Origin of the sequence: Endozoicomonas sp. ALB115, from assembly GCF_049310245.1 — a bacterium.
Classification (GTDB): Bacteria; Pseudomonadota; Gammaproteobacteria; order Pseudomonadales; family Endozoicomonadaceae; genus Endozoicomonas.
The window spans coordinates 17,098-39,369 of the sequence record NZ_JBLYZG010000009.1 but is presented as its reverse complement, the minus strand read 5'-3'; the positions used below and the strand labels follow the sequence as shown (position 1 = coordinate 39,369).

Below are 22,272 nucleotides of genomic sequence, written 5' to 3'. Positions count from 1 at the left end.
CTTGTCCAAAAAGGCGACCCGTAGTCTAGCCCGGATATTTCATAAACGTGCTCCCGATCTCGCTTGTCCTTTGCCACTCTAAGGGAGTTTTGCTCAGTCGACCGTACTCCCCGGTACGGCGCTCCTTCACAAAATCCCTTAGAGCGACAAAGTCCTTCGCGATATTCGGGGCAGTTTATGAAATATCCGGGCTGGTGCATAAAAGCGTTAATACCCGTACACCACGTTCTGTTTCATGGGGTTAAGCCTGCAAAAAAAAACCTGCTGTGCAGCCAAGGCACAGCAGGTTTTTTTGCAGGAGGAATCTTACCGATCACGCTGTCAGGAAAATAAGGACACCTGGCAGAATGAAGAAGGCGATGAACAGATAGGCAAATGCATACATTCTGTTTCTGGCTGCCAGATCAGACAGTTTGTCAGCCATATACAGCGGGATCTCTCTCAGCCACTTGATCCCGTAAATCAGAACTACGGCACAGAGGTTAAAGAAGAAATGCACCATGGCGATGGTCAGTGCCGGCAGGGCCGCAGGACCGGTAATTGCCGTGGCAGCCAGCAGGGCGGTAATGGTTGTACCGATATTGGCACCCAGGGTGAAAGGGTACATCTGTCGTACAGTAAACAGACCATTGGCCACCATTGGAACCATCAGGCTGGTGGTGGTTGAGGACGACTGAACCATCACGGTCATGGTCATACCGGACAGAATGCCGCTGATCGGACCCCGGCCAATGGACTTGTGCAGGGCATCTTTGGCTTTACCCACCATGACCTTTTTGAGCAGCTTGCCCAGACGAACCACCGAGAAAAAGATCAGGACAATACCGATACCAATCATGGCAATACCTGCCAGTGTGCTGTCCGGCAGTACCGATACAAAACCTTTGACAATGTCTTCAGCCGGAGAGGTTAACGGGTCAATAAAATTCAGGCCTTTCATTGACATATTCTGACCGCCAACCAGCATGCTGGCTACCGATACAGAAAGCTTGCTCAAAACGCCTGTGAACAGCTCCAGAGGCAGAAGAATGAGAACCGCCAGCCAGTTAAAGAAGTCATGAACGGTAGAGGCGGCAAACGCCTGCTTGAACTCTTTATGGCAGCGAATATGACCAAGACTTACGATGGTGTTGGTGATGGTTGTGCCGATGTTGGCACCCATAATCATCGGGATGGCCAGGTGAACCGGCAGGCCGCCAGCGACCAGGCCGACAATAACAGAGGTGACTGTACTGGAAGATTGTACGAGCGCTGTCGCCAGTGTGCCCGCCAGCAGACCCATAACGGCATTGTTGGCAAAGCTGAACAGCTGTGCTGCGGCTTCACTACCACCCACCGCCATTTTAAAGCCGGAGCCGATGACACTAACAGCTACCAGCAGAGCGTAAATCCATAGAACAACGCGCAGCCAGATACGACCGTAATGTCGCGTGGTCATGGTTTCGAAATCAGCGCCCTGTGAAGAAGCAGATGTCATTTCAGACATAGAGAGTGCACCCCGGTGCATATAAAGTTGATGCTAAAAGTATCGAGTCTTTATTACAGTTTTATGACAACTTCTTCACAAACAATCAGCAGATTTTCTTTTTCGGGGGCTAAGTAGTTAACCAAATGAAATCCTATTTTCTGACTAAGTGGTCAGTCACTCTGCTGCGTTACAACTCCGGTCACATAGCTACGGCTATGCTCCCTTCATTGTGCCTTGCATAGTAACTGCCCACTTAGCCAGAAATATACGATTCCATTTGGCCAACTACTTAACAGTCTGAAGCGCTCTCTTGATCGACCTGTTTTTGCAAAAAGTCGATCATATATTTTCTGTCTTCTTTCGGTTTTTCCCTGGCTCTGACGATCTCTTTATCCAACAGTTCTTGCGGTTTTTCCGGTTGGGACTTGAAGGTGGTGAGCTGGTGTTTTAACAGCCATCCTGCGATATAGGGATCACTGAACTCCAATGCTCTCTCCAGGATACGTGGCGCAAATGGTCGCAATTCCTCAAGGGATGCGCCTCCCACCTCTAATAACCAGTCTATTGGCTGGTGGGTGTAGATGGGCTCCACCACTTCTTCCCGGGAAAGATAGCCATCAAAATAACTGAGCAATGCCGAGGTGGCTTTACCGGGGTTCTGTTTGGCCTGGTGATTATCCATCAGCCATTGGGCTACCCGGGTATTATAATGGCTCATGGCCTGCTCAAATTGATGCTGGGCTTGCAGATTGGCTCCCTGATCAATCAGCCATCGGGCGTTGGCAAGATACCCGCAGTAAAGGGAGGTATTCAGAGCCTGGTTGAGCAGCGCAGCGGAGGCTTCGGGTGTCAGGCTTGCCCCATTGGCCAGCAGCCAGTCTGCCTGAATGGCCATATCGATATGAGTCTCAGCAATAACCTCCAGCAATGTTGTATTGATATCGTTGCTGAACGAGCCGATGCCCTGGGATCGCCTGTTGATTGATGGGGCGGTTGCTGTGGTGGTCAGGTGTTCTGTTATGTTGCCGGGCTGATTGGGATCTGACCGGGATTTCAGCTGGCGCAACGTTGTCATCGCTGTTTTGATATTTGCCCCGTTTTCCAGGCACCATTGTGCAGTTCTGGTATACCCCTGCAAAATAGCGTGGGGCAACAGCTTATCCAGTCTTTCGGATTCTGTCAGTTTCCTGAGTTCTTTACCCACCAGCGGTGTCAGCTCCAGATCCTTCCCGAACCGCCCTGAATTCTCGGCTTTACGCTGTTGGAGTTGCTGTAATTCACGACACTTTTCAAGCTGTGCAAACGCGGCATCCGGCAGATCGCTGGTTTCCCTGAGCCTGCCGACTTCCCTGGATTTAAGGTTTATTTTCGCGGTGACGACCGGATGCACTGGACCATCATCAAGTTCAGCCCAGAGTGTTTCTTTCATTGCCCAATTGACCAGAGTTTCATCATGCTTCCATTGTTGACCGGTCCGGCTGACATCAAACAATAACTGATCGTCGACCCATGGGTTAAGAATCCAGTCCTCCAGGGCCAGAAAATCACTGTGAATCTCTGCTCTGAGGCGCTGGTCAGGGATATACCGGTCACTGTAAGGTATGACCCGCTGATAAATTGACCTGACGGTAAATGCACTCTGTCGAACCTCCGCCTCCGGGTGATTATGGAGAGTTTCGGTTGGTGGCGGTGCTGGCAGATCCGTTTTGCTGGCAGGCGGAGGAGGTAGTTTTGGATGGGCGGGATGGGTGGTCAATGTGCGTGAAGTATTTACGACGGGGGCAGGTAATCTCTGGCCCGGCGGCGTTTGCCTGACGTAACAGTCAGAAGCGTGGCTTGGCTGTAAGCTAAACCCAAGGTATCCGGACATCCGGTTGGCTGGTACATGGCTCCCGATATTGTCAGCCCCCCTGCCGGGACTTGTGTTAACCTCTCCGGTGTGCTGCTGAAGATGGCCACTGCTGTTATGTTGATGAATACAGCCCTTGGCGGCCTGTCTGTAGTACTCTCTGGAGAGAGGGGCCTTGAAATGGGCGTTATCCACGTTTCCACCAGTTCTTTTACGGAAGCATATAAAAATTGACCCGATATTCGATATTAAGTTCCACATCGGTGGTCATCGAGTGAAGGATAAACGTTAGTTTAAATTAGAAGGGAAATGGGAATAGCCTCGCGAATAAACGAGCAGGCTATTCTTATAGTGGCTAGTGCAGCTAGGACATGGTTTCAATGAGTTTGACGGGTTGTCGTGCCCCCGCACTCCGTTCGTCCTGAGCCTGTCGAAGGGCGGAAACTCCGGACTCTGATAGATCGTGCCAAGCACCCTTCGTCCGTGCATCCTGAGCGGAGCCGAAGGACGCTCAGGGTGAACGGAGACTGTACACGTCAAACTCGTTGAAACCATGTACTGGTTTATTTCAGCAGGTCATCAAACAGCTGCACATTCACCAGCTCACCCGCTGGTTTATCACCGTCTTCTTCCGCCAGTACGATATAGCAGTCAGAATGACTCATGGTGCTGAGAACTCCAGACCCCTGATGACCGCTTGACATAACCTGCAGTTCACCGGATTCCCGGTAAACCAGCTTTGCCCTCTGGAAATCCCGGCGTCCCGGGCGCTTTCTGAGCGGGGTTTCCGTCGCCAGTGTAAGCTCCACTTTTGGTTCCGGTTGCTGGTGCATCATATGGCGTAATGCTGGCGCGGCCAGCTGCTGGAAGGTGACGGTAGCCGATACCGGGTTACCGGGCAGGCCAAAGAAGACACTGTTCGGGAGCTGTCCAAAGGCAAACGGCTTGCCCGGTTTGATGGCCAGTTTCCAGAAGCCGGTTTCTCCCAGCTCATCAAGAATGTCTTTGGTGTAATCCGCATCGCCGACAGAAACGCCTCCGGAGCTGATCACTGCGTCAGCTTCCTGATCGGCTTGCAGAAAGGCTTCTCTTAACGCCGCTTTATCATCAGGAATTCTGCCAAGGTCGATGATGTCGACGGCCATTTTTTTCAGCATGGCTTTGATAACAAAACGATTACTGTCGTAAATATCACCCTGTTTCAGTGGCTCACCGGGCAGCTTTAATTCATCACCTGTGGAAAATACCGCAACTTTGACTTTCCGGTAGACCGTGACATTGGCAATACCCAGCGAGGCCAGCAGCCCGATATCCTGAGGGCGAACTCTCCGGCCCGGTGTGAACACCCGGGTGCCTTCCGGAATATCTTCCCCCGCTGTTCGGATATTGTTACCGGGCTGGTCCGGTTTCCGCAGAAATCGAATGCCTTGTTCTGTGGTTTCAGTCTGCTCCTGCATGACCACCACATCGGCACCTGCTGGAAGGCTGGCCCCGGTCATAATGCGGATACAATGTCCGGCGGGAATCTCCCCGGAAAAAGGGTGACCGGCCAGGGACTGGCCTGCCAGGGGTAAAGTATCACGGTTGTGCAAATCCTTCAGCGCCAGGGCATAACCATCCATGGCCGAGTTGTCATGGGAGGGCACATTGATGGGCGATACGATAGGCTCTGCGAGTACCCTGCCAAGGCTGTCTTCCAGGGCAACGGTCTCGGTTTCGGATACTGGCTTGACACTGCTGATCAGCGTTGCCAGGGCTGTTTCCAGCCTTATTAATCCATCAGTGGCACAGCAGTCACTCATGATTGCCCTCGTTCATTGACCATAGCGGGTGGAAAAAATAGCGTGTTTAACTCTCTGTGATGCCAGGTGGTGATGCAAGCTATTTTTCATGACAATAGTTTTCAATAAAGCTGGCAATATGTTCTGGGCTGTTGATATCCAGTTCTGCCAGATGACCAGGAAGGTTGATGCCGGGATTGCCATCCCAGGCGATGGCGATGATATGGGGGTCCTCAGTAAACAGGAAGGGCTTGTCATAATCACTGCGATGAAGCTCGATTTTAGCGATGGGAGCCTCACGAAAACCTTCCACCAGGATTAAATCCAGCTGATCCTGATTGAGAAGTTGCAGTTGCTCCTGCAGCTGTCGTTCATATCCATTCGGGTACTCGGTATAGCAAAGGGATCGACCAGGCATGCTCAACACCAGTTGACTGGCACCGGCATGGCGTAAACGGTAACTGTCTTTTCCCGGTGGGTCGGGTTCTATCCTGTGATGCGTGGCTTTGACCACACCGGTTCGAAGTCCCTGGCCTGCTAACAGTGGCAGTAGTTTCTCGATAAGCGTGGTTTTACCGGTACCGCTAAAGGCGGCGATACCAATAACCGGGATGGAGGCACTGATCTTTGGGGGTATCATCATAGAAGACATCTTTCGTTTTTTGCAACCTGCTCGTCCGGATATTTCATCAATCAAAAGGGGCCCATGGGCGGCAGGTTTACCGGGTAATCCAATAAAACAATAGTACCTGATAGCATGGTTTTTCGAGAAATAAGCAGGTAGGATTCACTGGGCTGTTGATAAAACGATCTCCCGGGAATTTTTTTTTAACAGTCAAATGAGGTTGTTTAACGTAGTGATTAAACTGAATTAACAAGCGAGCGCCGAGCTTCGGTACCTAATGGGTATGATCCTATGGACTGGAAGCCGCAGCCAGAGTGCGTATCACTGGCTGCCAGGGCTGTAAAAGAAACTTTGCAGCCTCCCGCGATTGGAAAGGTGTTCTATGCATTCTAATTTACCAGAGCTGCAGGACCGTCAGGGACGGAAATTCCCTTACTTGCGACTGTCAGTCACAGACCTGTGCAATTTTCGTTGCAATTACTGTTTGCCTGACGGCTGCCTTGACCATCATCACAGTGAAGCACTGACCATTGACGAAATACGTCGTCTGGTAACGGCTTTTGCTGCGGTCGGTGTGGAAAAAATTCGTCTGACCGGGGGGGAGCCTACCTTACGTCAGGACTTTTCCGACATTGTCAGAACCATCAAGCAGGTCCCCGGCATAAAAAAGCTGGCCATGACCACCAACGGCTACAAAATGGATCAGCGGGTTATGGACTGGCTGGATGCGGGTATTGATGCCATCAATGTCAGTGTCGACAGTCTTGACCCCCGGGCCTTTGAGCTGATTACCGGCCACAACCGGCTGCGGGAAATTCTGGCCGGTATTCAACACGCATTTGACCATGGTCTGCCATCTATCAAGGTGAATGCGGTGGCGATGAAAGGCATTAATGATGATGAACTTGATGCCTTTCTTGGCTGGATCCGGGATTATCCCGTCTCTTTTCGTTTTATCGAGTTGATGCAAACCGGGAACAATCAGGATTTTTTCCAGAAGCACCACTTCCCCGGAAAACAGATTCAGGAACTGCTCCTGGCGCGCGGCTGGGTAAGAAAAATGCGTCTGGCCGACGCCGGGCCTGCCCAGGAGTATTGCCACAGTGATTATGAAGGTACGGTTGGCTTGATTATGCCTTACAGCAAGGACTTCTGTAACGACTGTAATCGACTGAGGGTGACCAGTCTGGGGCAGCTCCAGCTTTGTCTGTTTGCTGAGTCCGGCATTGATCTGAGAGACCTTCTGCACAGCGATGATCAGCAGGAAGTGCTGGTGGCTCGAATTCGTGATTCCCTGCAGCTTAAAGACGACAGTCATTTCCTTGAGCAGGGCTGGACCGGCGGCACGGATAACCTTTCTCAGATGGGAGGCTAGTACACGGTTTCAATGAGTCTGATGGGGTGTCGTGCCTCCGCACTCCGTTCGTCCTGAGCCTGTCGAAGGGCGCAAACTCCGGCCTATGATAGATCGTGCCAAACACCCTTCGACTCCGCTCAGGATGAACGGAGATGGTACACGGTTTCAATGCATTTGATGGATTCTCTCTATCAATGGCACCCTGACTCCGTTCGCCCTGAGCGGAGATTGTACACATCAAACTCATCGAAACGATGACCAGTACACTACCAAATCAATTTATTGAATTAAGGTCGAACATAACGTGTAGAGGGAACTTATTTTAATGAAACCCGACTAACTTGCTCCACGCAGCAACTTAGTGATGGGTGCTTTAACATGAATCCAATAACGAGTTCTTCCGATCAGCTTCCGGTACATCCACAGACAACTCCTCTCAATCCCGGGTCAAGTGATGACAGCAGAGTAGCGGATCTGCAAGCCTCACTCAGCCGCATGAGTATTCCTGATGATCCGCCAGGAGCAGGCAGCACACCAAACCCGGTTAACATCACTGACAGATCGGCCAGTATTCCTGCCAGGCCGACTACCTACGACTATGTGTGCGCTACTGATGGTAAAACTTACAAGGTGCTACCTAAGCAATTTACCCATCGTGATGGTTCTTGCGGCCTTAGATTAAAGCTGGAAAATGGCGAAAGGTTTATGCAGTGCTCAATACGATTTTCCAGTTATTCTCAGCTGGTACGCAGCTATACCGATCCTGATTTTAATGAAGATCAACATATAAAAAAATTGGTGCTGATCAAGGACCTTGAAGGAAACAAAGGATGCCTGGATTTTCTGATAAAGAACGATATTGTAAAAGTAGTGGGCAAGGTGGATTCCGAGGGCGCTGACTGCACGATAGTTCAGTTAACTGCAGATAGAAAGTTAAGTAAAAAAAGTATTGGATTGGGTTCGGCTGATGCTATATCAGCCCGAATTGATGCCTTTTCCGCAAGAGTTCTTGTTCCCCTATCATCGAAATCATTTCAGAAATTTCTTGCAAAAGGAATGAGAACCAAGGAAGCAATGCCCCCAGCACAGTTGATAGTGCTCAGGAAATACGTTGCTGAAGGTGATCCGAAAATACTTGAACGCTCTTCTTTTAGACACATTGCTGCCTTTATTGATCATGGTCAACAAACGGACAGACTGCCCGTTGGCTGTAGTGATTTCGGCTACACGTTAGAAGAACTGAAACAGTTTCGTCTGGAAAAGAAAAGTTCAGTTGATGTTGCTTTTGAAGTGCTACTAAGGTAGCGGCTTTTCGACCTTGAATTATCTTTTTTTCATCTTCCGGGAGTGACGGGATATTCAACGTTTTAAGTTGGCCTGGCAGGGCATGGCCGCTTTTCTGTCTTCTAACTGCAACAATGATTTTTCTGAATCGATACTCAGAATTAGAATAAAGAGGCTGTAATGACTTACGGAACTATTGCTGACCGATACGCTTATGAATCACCCTGGTTAAGGTGCCGGGCGAAGGAAGCATGCCCTGATAATGACCAAAAGTCGTGCATGGGGGCTCGTTCTGCTGAATCCGTCGAGCCTGATAGTTATTTATCCCGGGCTAAGGATCTTATTTGTTCTGTCCCCGGAACCTGCTATTCAATTTTATCAAGATCTGCGGTTATCCTGACGCCTTTTCATTGGATGATTGAAAACCGGCTGGGGGTTGCCAAGGTTGTTGGTATTGCCCTGGTGCGATCACAAGTGTTTCCATGGCTTGGCAAGACTTTTCCTGACAAGTTTCCGTGTCTGGCGAAATTTCCGGGCTTACAGGAAAGTCGTGAGATTGTTAAGGAAGCCTGTGAGGCAAACAATACCCATGGCTTTTGGTTTGAGCCGCTCCCGATTAAACATGATTCGGGCATATTGCAGGGTGTGATTTGTTATCCTCCCGACTGGGACCCGAATAATAGTCAATGCATTCTTTATCACAATCCAAATGGTATGGTTCTTTCACAGCTGCTGGGTAGAGGTTGTCTTCATCCGGGGTCAGCACCCGGACGAATACAGTCAGAAAAAAAATGCCCGGTCATTCTTTATGACTATAGGGGGACGGGGTTAAACCAGAGCGATGGGTTGTCGGGTTATCTGCCTTTCTCAACCTATGAAACCGTTGTTCAGGACGGTGCTGCGGCCCTGGGCTATGCGTTGGAAAATTTTGAGTATGTCTACGTCGCTGGGACTTCTCTGGGCGGAGGTGTGGCAACCGTCTCGCTTGCCAGACACCTTGAAGCCAGGGGAGGGCAGGATGATTCAAGGGTCGAGTTACTGTCCCATGACTCGTTTACCACAGCGCCAAGAGTTGTCATGCCAGACCGGCCCCGGCTTGCCAATTTTCTGGGGTGGCTGATAGGTGGGAATCTGGATGCTGAAGCCCCTATGCGTAAACTGATCGATCGTAAGGTTTACATCGTGTCACTGAACCATCGTGATGATCCGGTTATCCCGAAAGGGGCTCGTATGTCAGAATTTATTAAGTCGCTTCATCATGGTGAGCTGGATCCCGGGCAGGTATTTGCCAAGGAATTTTCCGGCAATAGCCACGCAGTACTGACTTATGAAATGGTAAAGTACCTTTGAGTGAATCAATGTTACTATGTCTGCACCATATAATAAGTAACCCGATTGGGTTGGAGTCTTATGAATCAAATTCCCCTGACTATTTTCCTACCTGAAGCCAGCAGAATCGCCGCCGGCTGTATGGGGTTGGGTGGAGGCTGGGATAATAACCCGGTTTCAAAAGATCATATGATGCAGGCGCACCAGTTTCTGGATAGTGCCCTGGAGAGCGGCATCAACTGCTTTGACCACGCCGATATCTATACCTTTGGTAAGGCTGAGCAGGTATTTGGTGGCGTGCTGGGTGATCGGCCGGAGCTGAGGGAGAAGATATTCCTGCAAGGCAAGTGCGGCATTCGCTTCGCCGAAGGGAGCATTCCCAATCGCTACGACTTCTCCCGGGATTGGATTCTGCACAGTGTGGAAAAGAGTCTTGCCCGTTTAAACACCGACTATCTGGACCTTCTGCTGCTGCACAGACCGGATCCGCTGATGCAGCCAGAGGAGGTTGCCGGGGCGTTTCATCAGCTGCAGAAAGATGGCAAGGTCAAGCATTTTGGCGTGTCAAATATGAATGGCCACCTGATCAAATACCTTCAGTCATTCCTTGATCAACCTATTGTGGTCAACCAGTTGCAGATGAGCCTGGCCCATCTGGACTGGCTGGATGAAGGTGTGCTGTTCAATCACCCGGAAGGGCAGGCGGTCAGCTTTACCCCGGGCACTGTTGAATATTGTCGCGGCCACAATATTCAGCTGCAGGCCTGGGGCTGCCTGAGCAACGGTCTGTTCACCGGGAAAGATACTCATGGTGAGCCTGAGTCTATTCAGAAAACGGCTGGGCTGGTCAAAACGTTTGCAGAGCAGCTGGGTGTTTCCAGAGAGGCTATTGTGCTGGCCTGGCTGATGCGCCACCCCGCAGGTATCCAGCCGGTGATTGGTACAACAAATGCCCAGCGTATCAGGGCCTGTAGCGAGGCTGAGAATGTCCAGTTAAGTCGTGAGCAGTGGTATCAGTTGTATGTAAGTGCCCGGGGCCGTGCACTGCCGTAGCCTGAAACGATTGGGGTAATATCCATGGATGTGATAATCCCCTAGTTCATTCAGGGATAAAAACAGTATTCACTGTCTAAAAAACACGCTAGACTAGCAGACCTTTTTCTATCCCCATGTGCAGTCCTTCTTATGGACACAGGGGTTTGTTGGGAAGTCCTGGCACTTCGTTTCCTGCATTTAATCCGGCTGACAAGTAAACTGTCTGCTCTTTTGAAAGTCTATGGCAATCAAGAGCTCAGCCACTGGAAGATCAATAGATCTTATTATCCTCTGCCAATGCAGGCCAAGCTTGTTCATCAAGCCTCTCCAAACGCAGTCGTGGACCTCACAGGCGATTCGGTAACGTCTTTCTGTATTCGATCAGAGGGGCGTTCCGGATAGCGGCACCAGGAAGTCCATGGCTGCAAATTTTCCGAATGCTACTGGAACAGCGTCGGAAAAGTGTACTGCCATCCTATTTCTGTTTGCTCCAAACGTCGCCAGCACCAGGGAGCCGGTTTACCGGACGATCAAATGCCGTCTGACCCTGACAGCTTTTGACAGCAAAATGGCGGCATTTTTATGGCAAAGAATGAATTTACGGAGTATCAAATGACTGATACCAACAACGCAATGACTTTTGCGGACCTGCCCCTGTCGGAAGCGGTAATCAAGGCTGTTCAGGATGTCGGCTATGAGAGCCCGTCACCCATCCAGGCACAAAGTATCCCTCACCTGCTGGAAGGTCGTGACCTTCTGGGTCTGGCGCAGACCGGTACCGGTAAAACAGCCGCATTTGCATTGCCATTGCTGTCAGCCATTGATTTGAAGCAGCGCGATCCGCAGGTTCTGGTCTTAACGCCGACCCGTGAGCTGGCAATACAGGTGGCAGAAGCCTTTCAACGCTACGCCCGTCACATGAAAGGATTCCATGTGCTGCCCGTTTACGGTGGCCAGGATATGCGCGGCCAGTTGCGCAGCCTTCAGCGTGGAGCCCATGTGATTGTGGGCACGCCGGGCCGGGTCATGGACCACCTGCGTCGTGAAAGCCTGAAGCTGGATAGCCTGAAAACCGTGGTTCTGGATGAAGCGGATGAAATGCTGCGCATGGGCTTCGTGGATGACATCGAATGGATCATGGAGCAAACACCCGCTGACCGTCAGGTGGCCCTGTTCTCTGCCACCATGCCTTACCAGATTCGCAAAATTGCAGATACTCACTTAAAAGAGCCTGCTACGGTGGAGATCAAAGCCAAAACGGCGACGGTTGACACCATTACCCAGAAGGTCTGCATGGTCAGCGGTTTCCACAAGCTGGATGCCCTGACACGGATTCTGGAAGTGGAATCATTTGATGCCATGATCATTTTCGTGCGCACCAAAACCGCCACGGTTGAACTGGCGGAAAAACTGGAAGCCCGTGGTTTCGCTGCGGCGGCGCTGAATGGCGATATGAGTCAGGCACTGCGTGAGAAAGTGGTGGATCGTCTCAAGAAAAAATCCCTGGATATTCTGATTGCTACCGACGTAGCGGCCAGGGGCCTGGATGTTGAGCGTATGAGCCACGTAGTGAACTACGATATCCCGTACGATACAGAAGCCTACGTTCACCGTATTGGTCGTACCGGACGTGCTGGCCGTCAGGGCACTGCGATCCTGTTTGCTACCCATCGTGAGCGCAGGATGCTTCGTGCCATCGAAAGTGCTACACGACAGCGTATTGATACCATGCGTTTGCCTTCCATGAGTGACGTGCGTGATATTCGTATCCGTCAGTTCAAGGAAGATGTCGTCAAAGCGATGGACATGGGCGAAGAGCTGGATGTATTCCGTGAGATTGTTGTCGAGCTTGAGCAGGAAAATGCCCTGAGCTATGAAGATATGGCAGCAGCACTCTGCTTTATGGCCCAGAAAGAACGCCCGTTCCCGGATGCCAAAGAACCGGAGCAGCCCCGTCGTGAAGGCCGTGATCGTAGCGAAAGACGTCGTGATGGCGAAAGACGTGGTGAGCGTGGCCGTGAACGCAACAATGATGGCATGGTCCGTTACCGTGTCGAACTGGGTCGTGACCAGGGCATCAACCCGGGGGACCTGGTGGGTGCCATTGCCAATGAAGGCAAAATTTCCGGACAGAGTATTGGCCATATCCGACTGTTTGATAGCTGCTCGTCAGTCTATCTGCCAGAAGGGATGGACAAGAGCGTTATTGAAGCCCTGAAAGGTGCCAGGATTCGCAACCGGCCAATGGCGTTGAAACTGTGGACCGGTGACGAGCCTCAAACAGAACGCCGTGGCCGACGTGATGGTGGCCGTGGTCGCCAGGAAGGTGGTCGTCGTGAAGGCGGTGCCCGTCGTGACGGTGGCCGTGGTGGCGATCGCCGTCCGCGTCGTGATAATAGCGGCAATCGTTAATAGCATTCCGGGCTATTGGTTCTTCCAATAGCCCGGACCTCTTGAAACCGGGAATTTATCAGTTTTCTATCCGCTGTTTCACCTGAATGGCGTCTTTATCCCAGGATGTCTTAAAAGCATCTCGGCTGATCTCAACTTCCCAACCGTGGTATGGGTCTCGAATAAGAACAGATGTGTCTGTAACCGCATCAACAATAATGTCATGCATTCCCCCTTCCAAACTACTTACTGTGACTATTGCAGACCCATCCCGATTAACTGCACTGGCCAGATCTTCAAGATTTGCATGCCGGGTTTTAAAGGGGGATAGGCCTGCCGTAGATAATGCTTGAAATATCAGCTTGTCATTGCCAAGGTTGGTTGACTTTAAGTCACTAACCGAAAAAGTGCCGTGATGCTGATGTATCAGCATTGCTGCGGCAGCGTAACTACAGCCTCTGGTTGCCTGTTGTTGAATGATGGGTCTGCCATTACAGGTGTATTTGACTTCAATCGGTTTAAACTTCCCAGACTCCTGAATATGTTCTTTTCTTATCGGTTGATGCACTGTCAAGATTTCATGGTCAAGATATGTGAGCACATAACCATGCGCTCCAGAAAATGATATATTTTTGAGAACAGGGTCATACCGGAAAGTATAATGGACAACAATTTCCAGAAGAGAGGCCGGTCTATTCCACATAAAATGATTTTTATCAAACATCTCCTCTCTCAGGCTTTTCGCTGCCAGATATTTTTTAAAACCTCTATCCTCAAGTAACTTATAGGAGGCAATAATATCTTCAACCGTCTTTTTGGTTTGTTCACAGGTTGTATCGTCGCCCACACGAACGGTGTCAACAGTGGATACTGGTGGGTATTGTCTCTGGTAAACGGAAGAGGGGATACCAGCCAATTTTAACAGTGTGGCCATAAGTTCCGGCGTTGGTTTATAAAAGGGGTTACTACTCTTGCCAGAAGGAGAATTAAGCGGCGTACGCCGACCGGGTGATGTCAGTTCTGGCATTTGTGAGGCAGGCTTGCCTGACGGCCCACTGGCCTTAATTTGAATAATGGGAAGCCTGGCTCTGTGTAGCCTTGTTTTTTCATGAAATGGTTTTCGGCCATTGGAGGACAATGACGGACCTTGTTTCAGGGGAGAAGATATTGGTGGAACCTGTTTGACCAGATGGCCACTGGAATCGGCTGTTTGCTTACATGGAGAAATAACTTCGTCTTTCAGAGCGATGTCTGTTTTCGGAGCAGTATAGCCGGATGAGGGCTCGTTCAAGGGGATCATAAACCAGTATCTTCAAAAAGTGCTTTATTACCAGTACACGGTTTCGATGCAATTGACAGGCTCCTGCATAGACCTCAAGGCTCCATTCACCCTGAGTGGAGTCGAAAGACGCTCAGGGTGAACGGAGATTGTACACATCAAACTCATCGAAATGATGTGATGGTTTTGATTGAGTAATCGCCAAATAGTTTCCAGAGAAGCTAAAAAAAATTTATTTTTCTTCAGGCTGGCGGTAATACATGGAATAAAACCGAAAAGAAGTGACAGGCCGACCCACCTAATACAAAGAGATGCCAGATTGCGTGATTGAAAGGCAGCTTTTTCCATAAATAAAAGATCACGCCAACGGTATAAAGCAATCCACCGGCAACCAGCCAGTATATGCCATTGGTTGATAAGTTCTCTGCCAGCTCTTTGGAGGCTGCCAGAACCAGCCAGCCCATCAGAATGTACGTGGTTAACGACAGTTTTTTGTACCTGGCCCCAAACACCGCCTTGAAGATAATGCCCAATGCGGCCAGGGTCCAGATGACAGCAAAAAGAATCCAGCCAGTCACACTTCTCATGCTAACCAGAAGAAAAGGCGTGTAGGTTCCGGCAATCAGCAGATAGATGGAACAGTGATCCAGTATCTTGAAGACGCGCTTGGTTTTTGGATGTTGAAAACTGTGGTAAAGCGTAGAGGCCAGAAACAGCAGAATCAGGGTGCTGCCGTAGATGCTGAAACTGACCACCCGCCAGACATCAGCCTGATGGGCGGCATAGGTGACCAGTAGTGTCAGACCGGCGACACTGAGCAGAGCCCCCAGACCGTGAGTAATACTGTTGGCAATCTCTTCAGCCAGGCTGTAGCCACGGTTGATCAATTGGTTTCCTGCGGTAGATTTCGGAGCCATAAAGCGGTTTCTAATGGGAGCCAGTGCTGCTGATCATACTGAATCTTATGCCCTGATGCATGGGAATTATCAGCTCATCCTGAATGTAGTCTCGGACAGCCTCCCGGGGACCAGGTTCGGGTGGAAAATTAGAATGGCGGCAATACCTGATGATCGACTACTTTAACACTATCAGTTTCTGCTTTGCTGGCTGATCAAAGGGTATTTTTGCCAAGGTCATCTGCCCCAGGCAGTCACCCTCTACAGGTTATCGCTGATGGCTGTCCCGCAGGAGTCTCCTGAACTCAGACTTACCACCCACGCTTAAGTCCGACAGCCTGCAAGTTTATCTTTATTCCCGTTGCTGGAGTATGACATGAAAAGGTTGATCCACTCTTGTATTGTTTTGGTTGCAGGTGCTGCCCTGTTCGGGTGCAGCTCCCACAAGCTGACCAGTGTTGAGCCCCGGTTGGTTGAGAACAAAACCTGGGTATTGACGACAATGAACGGTCAGCCGGCATCGGGCCCGAGAGTCACCATGGAGCTTCGCCCTGCCACGGCCCTGGATGGACGCATTGGTGGCCAGGCACCTTGTAACCGCTACTTTGGCAACTACCAGGTTGCCAGCCATAAAATTCACTTTACCTCAATGGGGAGCAACCGAATGGCCTGCCCGCCACCATTGATGACCAGTGAAGCAGAGTATCTGGCAATGTTCCCAAAACTGGACAATATCACCATAAAAGAACATGGACTGGTATTGAACAGCGCAAGCGGTGACCAGGAACTGACCTACGTGACCGAATCAGCCAATGTGAGCGGTCAGATTACTGCCAGTGAAGGCACTTTTGCACCAGGCTCTGAAATTATTGTGGTTCTGCAAGATAGCGCCATGCCCGATGACCCGGCTGGCATCATTGGCATTGAGCGAATCCGGGTAGGCAGGGCGGTGGATGTAGTGGATTATGTGGTCCACTATGCACCTGAACTGGTGAATCCGGGCAGCAACTATGAGCTGTTGGCAGAAGTGATCCAGAATGGTCAGGTGATGTTTGCCACTGCGGTGAAGCCCTCTGTTCAGCTTAAGACTGCTCCGGCAAATCACTGAATCGTTTGTGGGTGAAGGGCGCCACTGGTGCATGGTTTCGATGGGTTTGATGGGTTTTCGTGCCTCCGCACTCCGTTCGTCCTGAGCCTGTCGAAGGACCCATAGGGCCTAAAGGCGGAAACTCCGAACTCTGATAGATCGTGCCAAGCACCCTTCGACTTCGCTCAGGGTGAACGGAGATTGTACACGTCAAACTCCGAATCCGCTCAGGGTGAACGGAGATTGTACACGTCAAACTTCGAATCCGCTCAGGGTGAACGGAGATTGTACACGTCAAACTTCGAATCCGCTCAGGGTGAACGGAGTTTGTACACGTCAAACTCATTGAACCATGCACTGGTGCACACTTACTCACAGCATCAAGCCATTTCCGGCACTTCTGACTCCTTCTCTGCCCTGATACGGTGCGGAGTCGGATTGCCCATTTCGTCAACACAGACAAACACAATACGATCAACGACGATAATCACCTGTCGGGTGACCTTATTGCGTACCACACAACAGATGGTCAGTGAGGTCTTACCGGTACTGACCACTTCAATACCGAACTCCAGAATATCACCGCAGGCGGCGGAGCTGACAAAGTCGATTTCTGACATATATTTGGTCACCAGCAATTTGCCCGGGCCCATTTTGCAGGAAGCATAGATAGCGGCTTCCTCATCAATCCAGGCCAGCAGTGTGCCACCAAACAGTCGGTATGCAGGGTTGAGGTCGCCGGGTTTTACCGCGCGGCGTGAAAAATACTTCATTCTGATGCTCCTTGCCTGATTATTATGACAACAGATTTATTGTGAATAATTTATATGACATTAATAAGGCAATTCTCATGCCGGAAAGAATTGGTCGGTGGCTAATGACGGGCACTTCCAGTAAACTGCTCCGGTTTTGCATTTCCCTTTTGCTCTCGTTCCGAGAGGTCGACATTTTCCAGCTTAACAGGTGATCAAATGGGCAAATTTTATACCCAGACCAATCTTCAAATTGACGATAAACAGGCTTACCGGGTTTTCGACGGTAAAAAACAAGCCCGTCTCGGAACAGAAAAGAACCCTGCCGTTCTTACTGTGCAGACCGAAGAGCGCCGGGCTGAGCTGGAACAAGAGTTTCTGGAGAATGGCTGGTTTTGCCAGATTCACGTGGATGAAGAAGCCGCAGAGGATACCTCTGCCCTGCAGCTGTTGAAGGATACGCCCAAAACTACAGTACTGGAAAAAGTGCCGGGCCGAAATGATCCTTGCCCTTGTGGCAGCGGAAAAAAATATAAAAAGTGCTGCGCCTGATAGCCAGGGTCTATTAAGGGTTTACTGCGAGCAAGCAAAAAAACTCTATAGGCCCGGGGTCAAACTCCCTTCAGATTGCTGGCAAAACACCGGATAAGTAGAAAAAATTCTAATTCAGTCCATTATTAGTACTGACAGGTTATTTATAGAGCCATGTTGTCGATCTATTTTATATAAGTTTCCCACTTTCAAAAGCCACTTTTAGTGGCTTTTGTTTTATCAAGCAGGTGGACCGAATATGAAAAGTCAGACGTTGGGTAGCAGCCTTCTGGTCGCCGGTACTTCCATTGGTGCAGGCATGCTGGCATTACCGCTGGTGTCCGCACTGACCGGTCTGGGCTGGGGCGTATTCCTGATGTTTTTGATGTGGGGGTTATCAACCTACGGCGGGCTGTTGATTGCCGAGGCCTGCCGGGCCTGCCCGGAAGCAGAGAATCTGCATGGTGTTATGGGGCGTTTGATGGGGCCGGTTGGCCAGGGTATTGCCGTGGTCGCCATGCTGTTTCTCTATTATTCCCTGTGCGCAGCTTACATTTCCGGTGGTGCCAACGTGCTGGGCAGCCTGCTGGCCAAAGAGGGGATTCATCTGCCTTTTCGCATCACGGCAACGGTGGTGGTGTTGCTGGTTGCCATTCTGGTGGTGACCGGTACCCGGGTGGTTGATGTGGTCAACCGGGTGATGTTCGCACTGATGCTGGCCCTGCTGCTGTATATCGTGGTGTCACTGTTGCCCGAGGTCAGTTTGAGTAATCTTCGGCTGGAGAACAGCACCCCTGGCATTTTATTCGCGGCGCTGCCGGTGTTATACACCTCATTTGGCTATCACTGTGCGGTACCCACCGTGGTTCAGTATGTGCAGGGAAAACCCCGGCGGTTTCGCTATGCCCTGATCGGTGGCAGCGCCCTTCCGTTCAGCATTTATGTGATCTGGATGGCGGTGGTGATTGGTGTGGTTTCTTCTGCAGTGGTGGTGACCATGGCACACCGTCCGGATGGTGTAACTTCGCTGATGGATGCCATAGGCCACCATTCCGGCGCGTCCGGTTTTGATTATATGATCAGTGCCTTTGCTGCCTTTGCCCTGGGCACGTCCTTCCTGGGGGTGGCTCTTGGGTTATTTGACTATCTGGCAGAAGTGTTCGGCCGTTCCCATGGTATTTGGGGGCGTATCGAAACCATCACGCTCACGCTATTGATTCCGTTGCTGGCGGCTATTTTTATGCCGGGGAGTTTTGTCACAGCCTTGGGGTATGCTGCTGTAGCCCTGGTGATTCTGGCGGTATTTATTCCCGTGGCCCTGGTCTGGAAGGTTCGTAAGCTCCATATGGAAGAACCCTATCAAGTGGCTGGCGGTATTCCGGCACTGGCCATTGCGATTATTGTGGGGCTTTTGGTGATTGTTGCCCAGTTTGGGGTGATCAGTGGTGTGTTGCCTTCTATTGGCTAAAAGGCTTTCTGGGAATAGACTCACTATTTCAGTGGCCCCGAACAATTCCTGCCGTGGTCAATTGGATCAAAAAGCAACTTGGAATCGTTCAGGAAGAGCAAAGAATGTCGGATGGATGTTGGTCGGTTTACATAATTCTTGCCAGTGATAGCAGCCTTTATACCGGCATCACCACGGATATTGAACGGCGCTGGCGTCAACATTGCGGTACTGCCGGGGGAGCCAGGTATTTCAGGGGGCGGAAGCCACAGCAGTTGGTCTATCTGGAAGGTAATCATGACCGTTCTTCAGCCAGCCGACGGGAAGCGGCCATCAAAAAGCTGACTCGCCCACAAAAGCTGAGCTTGCTCGCCTCACCGGAAAATTGCTGTGAACTCTGGGCTGGGAAATTGCTTAATACCCATCGCTGACTCCCATGATCAGAGAGTGTCACACAAGCCTGAAGAACACGCTCCGAAGCTGGTCGCTTCCCATTGCCCGCTGACCCCTGGTACATCATTTCGATGAGTTTGCAGGGTTCCCTCTATCAATGACGCCCAAACTCCGTTCGTCCTGAGCGGAGTCGAAGGGCGTAAACACCACACCCTGAATAAAGACTGTGCCAATCACCCTTCGTCCGTACATCCTGAGCTGAGCCGAAGGGCGCTCAGGGTGAGTGGAGATTGTACACCTCAAACGCATCGAAATGATGTACTGCCCCGAAAGCTTTTTAGCGCAAAAAGAAGCATAAATTATCATTTTGGGTTCAAGGTTGAACGTTTAGATAGTATGATCCTCAGAAATAGATGAAGCAAAAAGGATTTTTGTAAGACACCTGCTTCATAAAAAGCAGGCCAGGGAAATAACTGTTTCATCGCCTTCCGATAACAACAAAAAATAAGTATGAGGTGTTCATGGAAGCCAGTTTTTGGGATGGCAAGCGCGCCCCCGGTATTGCAGACCAAATTGATCTTGAAAAGTTCAAAAACCTGGGCGAAGTCATTGAACATGCAGTTCATCAATACGGCGACCGGCCAGCCTATACCAGCATGGGCAAAACGGTTACCTACAACGAAATCGATCAGCTAAGCACCCGGTTTGCTGCCTATCTCCAGAACCATACGACACTGAAGCCCGGTGACAGTATCGCTATTCAGCTGCCGAACCTTATTCAGTACCCCATCGTCGTTTATGGCGCAATCAAGGCTGGCCTGGTTATCGTCAATACCAACCCGCTCTACACCGCCCGGGAGATGAAGCATCAGTTTACCGACTCAGGAGCCAAGGCGCTGGTCTGCCTCAATGTGGTTGGCCACCTGGTGGAGGAAATCATTCAGGATACGCCCATCAAGCACCTGATTGTCACTGAACTGGCCGACCTGCTGCCCTGGCCCAAGCGATCACTGATTAATCTTGCCGTAAAACACGTTAAGAAGATGGTTCCCTCTTACCAGCTGCCACAGGCGCTGAGTTTCAATCAGGCCATGAAGCTTGGGGAAAAATCCCGGTACAGTAAGCCGCTACCGGCCAACCCTGATGATGTGGCGGTGTTACAGTATACCGGTGGCACCACCGGCGTGGCCAAAGGCGCTATGCTGACTCAACGTAGCCTGGTCAGTAATGTACTGCAGACGGTCAATGTGTTGTCCCAGACCGATGATAATGGTGTCCCAGTGGCAAAGCCTGATGGCAATACCGCAGTTGCGCCCCTGCCTCTTTATCATATCTACGCGTTCACCGTGCATCTGATGGCGTTCTTCCATCAGGGGGGACACAGCATTTTGATCGCCAACCCACGGGATATGGATACGTTCGTCAAGTCCCTGAAGCCCCACAGGGTGAATATCTTCATCGGCCTGAACACACTGTTTGTTGGCTTGATGAATCACCCGGAATTTAAAAACCTGGACTTTTCCGAACTGCGGTTAACCATGTCCGGTGGTACTGCCTTGCAGGCGGCGGTTGCCAACCGCTGGCAAACTATCACGGGATGTTCGATTTCCGAGGGTTATGGCCTCTCTGAAACCTCACCCGTGGTATCCCTGAACCCCGCAGGCAGTTACTCCAAACTGGGCACTGTCGGCTTGCCAATGTCCGGCACGGCGCTGAAGACCATTGACGATCAGGGTAATGAGCTGCCATTGGGAGAGCGTGGGGAACTCTGTGTCAAAGGCCCGCAGGTGATGAAAGGTTATTGGCGGCGCCCGGAAGCCACGGCAGAAGTGATTGACAGCGAAGGCTGGTTTAAAACCGGAGATGTGGCCATTATCGATGAACAGGGTTATGTGCAAATCGTCGACCGGGTTAAGGACATGGTGCTGGTCTCAGGCTTTAACGTGTACCCCAACGAAGTGGAAGATGTGGTTTCCAAGCACGATAAAGTGCAGAACTGTGCCGTTATTGGTGTGCCCGATAAGAAAACCGGGGAGGCTGTCAAACTCTTTATTATTCCACAGGACAAAAGCTTAACGGCGGAAGAGGTCAAGGAGTACTGCCGACTGAACCTGACCGCGTATAAAGTGCCAAAGCAGGTTGAATTCAGGGATGTTCTGCCAATGACGCCAGTGGGTAAAATTCTGCGGAAAGATCTTCGCGCCGAAGAAATGAAGAAGCACGAAACGGTTGCCTGATTTTATCGCATCAGCAAAGCCCCGTTGCGTTCCGGGGCTTTGTAATTAAACTGACTTTTAATATGCTTGAAACTTATTGCTTCAATCCATTGATTCAGTTTCAGCCAGAATTCCGTTTTTTGGCGTATTTTTGAATATGAATTAAACTCAGTAATCAGGCTTTCATGAAGTAAGCAGGCGGCCACTTTTTATTTTTTCCTGAAATGCGAGTTAATGATTATGTTGGTAGTATTTTGATCAGTATTTTGGCTTCAATTAATCTTTCCTGTTTCATGCTGCTGATTTCTACCTTAACTGTTAACCTTTACTGACTCTCCAAACCATGTGATGAGGAACCTGATTCTTCGTATTATCCCTTATGACTTATGGCTCCGTCGTAATGTAATTGGCTGTTACGCATAACGATGTCTGAAAACACATTTTTGCGAGGTGATGGGAAAATATGCTCATTTTTTTATCAACTTTTTTACCAGCTATGCACGGGTTTTTGTCTATTTACAGGCAGAATTGTCAATGTTAAGTTTTTTACCA

The 22,272-nt window shown here is 50.4% G+C and carries 17 protein-coding genes and 1 riboswitch; of the genes, 10 read left to right on the top strand and 7 right to left on the bottom strand.

What is annotated here, in order from left to right:
- Nucleotides 1-313 precede the first annotated feature (313 nt).
- From ACO6VE_RS06210 to mobB, 4 genes are all read right to left on the bottom strand, one after another.
- Complete coding sequence (locus ACO6VE_RS06210; protein ID WP_422450059.1) at nucleotides 314-1,486, bottom strand: Na/Pi symporter; 1,173 nt, start codon at nucleotides 1,484-1,486, stop codon at nucleotides 314-316.
- Between the two features lie 271 nt (nucleotides 1,487-1,757).
- A complete protein-coding gene (locus tag ACO6VE_RS06205) occupies nucleotides 1,758-3,512 on the bottom strand; it encodes a hypothetical protein (RefSeq protein WP_422460334.1) in 1,755 nt (584 codons plus the stop codon).
- Nucleotides 3,513-3,880: 368 nt separating this feature from the next.
- Nucleotides 3,881-5,119, bottom strand: coding sequence for a molybdopterin molybdotransferase MoeA (moeA, locus tag ACO6VE_RS06200; protein WP_422460332.1), 1,239 nt, complete (start codon nucleotides 5,117-5,119; stop codon nucleotides 3,881-3,883).
- Nucleotides 5,120-5,198: 79 nt separating this feature from the next.
- Nucleotides 5,199-5,741, bottom strand: coding sequence for a molybdopterin-guanine dinucleotide biosynthesis protein B (gene mobB / locus ACO6VE_RS06195; protein WP_422460330.1), 543 nt, complete (start codon nucleotides 5,739-5,741; stop codon nucleotides 5,199-5,201).
- Between the two features lie 228 nt (nucleotides 5,742-5,969).
- A riboswitch (molybdenum cofactor riboswitch) is annotated at nucleotides 5,970-6,117 on the top strand.
- Here mobB and moaA point away from each other — a divergent pair.
- The 5 genes from moaA (at nucleotide 6,106) to ACO6VE_RS06170 (ending at nucleotide 13,140) form a co-directional block, all read left to right on the top strand.
- Nucleotides 6,106-7,098, top strand: a complete 993-nt coding sequence (gene moaA, locus ACO6VE_RS06190) for a GTP 3',8-cyclase MoaA (protein WP_422460328.1) — start codon at nucleotides 6,106-6,108, stop codon at nucleotides 7,096-7,098. (Overlaps the previous riboswitch by 12 nt.)
- Nucleotides 7,099-7,458: 360 nt before the next feature.
- Nucleotides 7,459-8,385, top strand: coding sequence for a hypothetical protein (locus ACO6VE_RS06185; RefSeq protein ID WP_422460326.1), 927 nt, complete (start codon nucleotides 7,459-7,461; stop codon nucleotides 8,383-8,385).
- A gap of 159 nt (nucleotides 8,386-8,544) precedes the next feature.
- Nucleotides 8,545-9,714, top strand: coding sequence for a hypothetical protein (locus ACO6VE_RS06180; protein WP_422460324.1), 1,170 nt, complete (start codon nucleotides 8,545-8,547; stop codon nucleotides 9,712-9,714).
- Nucleotides 9,715-9,774: 60 nt separating this feature from the next.
- Nucleotides 9,775-10,746: an aldo/keto reductase gene (locus ACO6VE_RS06175; protein WP_422460322.1), complete on the top strand. Its 972-nt coding sequence runs from the start codon at nucleotides 9,775-9,777 to the stop codon at nucleotides 10,744-10,746.
- Between the two features lie 594 nt (nucleotides 10,747-11,340).
- Nucleotides 11,341-13,140 (top strand): DEAD/DEAH box helicase, encoded by a 1,800-nt coding sequence (locus tag ACO6VE_RS06170; protein ID WP_422460320.1) that lies wholly within the window; start codon nucleotides 11,341-11,343, stop codon nucleotides 13,138-13,140.
- Nucleotides 13,141-13,198: 58 nt separating this feature from the next.
- Here ACO6VE_RS06170 and ACO6VE_RS06165 read toward each other — a convergent pair whose 3' ends face one another.
- Together ACO6VE_RS06165 and trhA are read right to left on the bottom strand one after the other, a co-directional pair.
- Nucleotides 13,199-14,146 (bottom strand): cysteine peptidase family C39 domain-containing protein, encoded by a 948-nt coding sequence (locus ACO6VE_RS06165; RefSeq protein WP_422460318.1) that lies wholly within the window; start codon nucleotides 14,144-14,146, stop codon nucleotides 13,199-13,201.
- Nucleotides 14,147-14,640: 494 nt separating this feature from the next.
- Nucleotides 14,641-15,315, bottom strand: coding sequence for a PAQR family membrane homeostasis protein TrhA (gene trhA, locus ACO6VE_RS06160; RefSeq protein ID WP_422450069.1), 675 nt, complete (start codon nucleotides 15,313-15,315; stop codon nucleotides 14,641-14,643).
- A gap of 355 nt (nucleotides 15,316-15,670) precedes the next feature.
- On the opposite strand from trhA, the gene ACO6VE_RS06155 reads away from it, so the two are divergent.
- A complete protein-coding gene (locus tag ACO6VE_RS06155; RefSeq protein WP_269675536.1) occupies nucleotides 15,671-16,402 on the top strand; it encodes an META domain-containing protein in 732 nt (243 codons plus the stop codon).
- 359 nt (nucleotides 16,403-16,761) lie between these two features.
- Here the strand turns inward: ACO6VE_RS06155 and ACO6VE_RS06150 are convergent, their stop codons facing one another.
- Complete coding sequence (locus ACO6VE_RS06150) at nucleotides 16,762-17,154, bottom strand: acyl-CoA thioesterase (RefSeq protein WP_422450070.1); 393 nt, start codon at nucleotides 17,152-17,154, stop codon at nucleotides 16,762-16,764.
- A 198-nt stretch (nucleotides 17,155-17,352) separates the two neighbouring features.
- On the opposite strand from ACO6VE_RS06150, the gene ACO6VE_RS06145 reads away from it, so the two are divergent.
- From ACO6VE_RS06145 to ACO6VE_RS06130, 4 genes are all read left to right on the top strand, one after another.
- Nucleotides 17,353-17,685 (top strand): PBPRA1643 family SWIM/SEC-C metal-binding motif protein, encoded by a 333-nt coding sequence (locus ACO6VE_RS06145; RefSeq protein WP_101745038.1) that lies wholly within the window; start codon nucleotides 17,353-17,355, stop codon nucleotides 17,683-17,685.
- A 238-nt stretch (nucleotides 17,686-17,923) separates the two neighbouring features.
- Nucleotides 17,924-19,132 (top strand): aromatic amino acid transport family protein, encoded by a 1,209-nt coding sequence (locus ACO6VE_RS06140; protein WP_422460316.1) that lies wholly within the window; start codon nucleotides 17,924-17,926, stop codon nucleotides 19,130-19,132.
- Between the two features lie 104 nt (nucleotides 19,133-19,236).
- The gene (locus tag ACO6VE_RS06135) at nucleotides 19,237-19,542 is read left to right on the top strand and encodes a GIY-YIG nuclease family protein (protein ID WP_422460314.1); all 306 of its coding nucleotides are present in this window, start codon (nucleotides 19,237-19,239) and stop codon (nucleotides 19,540-19,542) included.
- Between the two features lie 483 nt (nucleotides 19,543-20,025).
- On the top strand, nucleotides 20,026-21,741 hold the full coding sequence (locus ACO6VE_RS06130; RefSeq protein ID WP_422460312.1) for an AMP-binding protein: 1,716 nt from the start codon (nucleotides 20,026-20,028) through the stop codon (nucleotides 21,739-21,741).
- Nucleotides 21,742-22,272 lie beyond the last annotated feature (531 nt).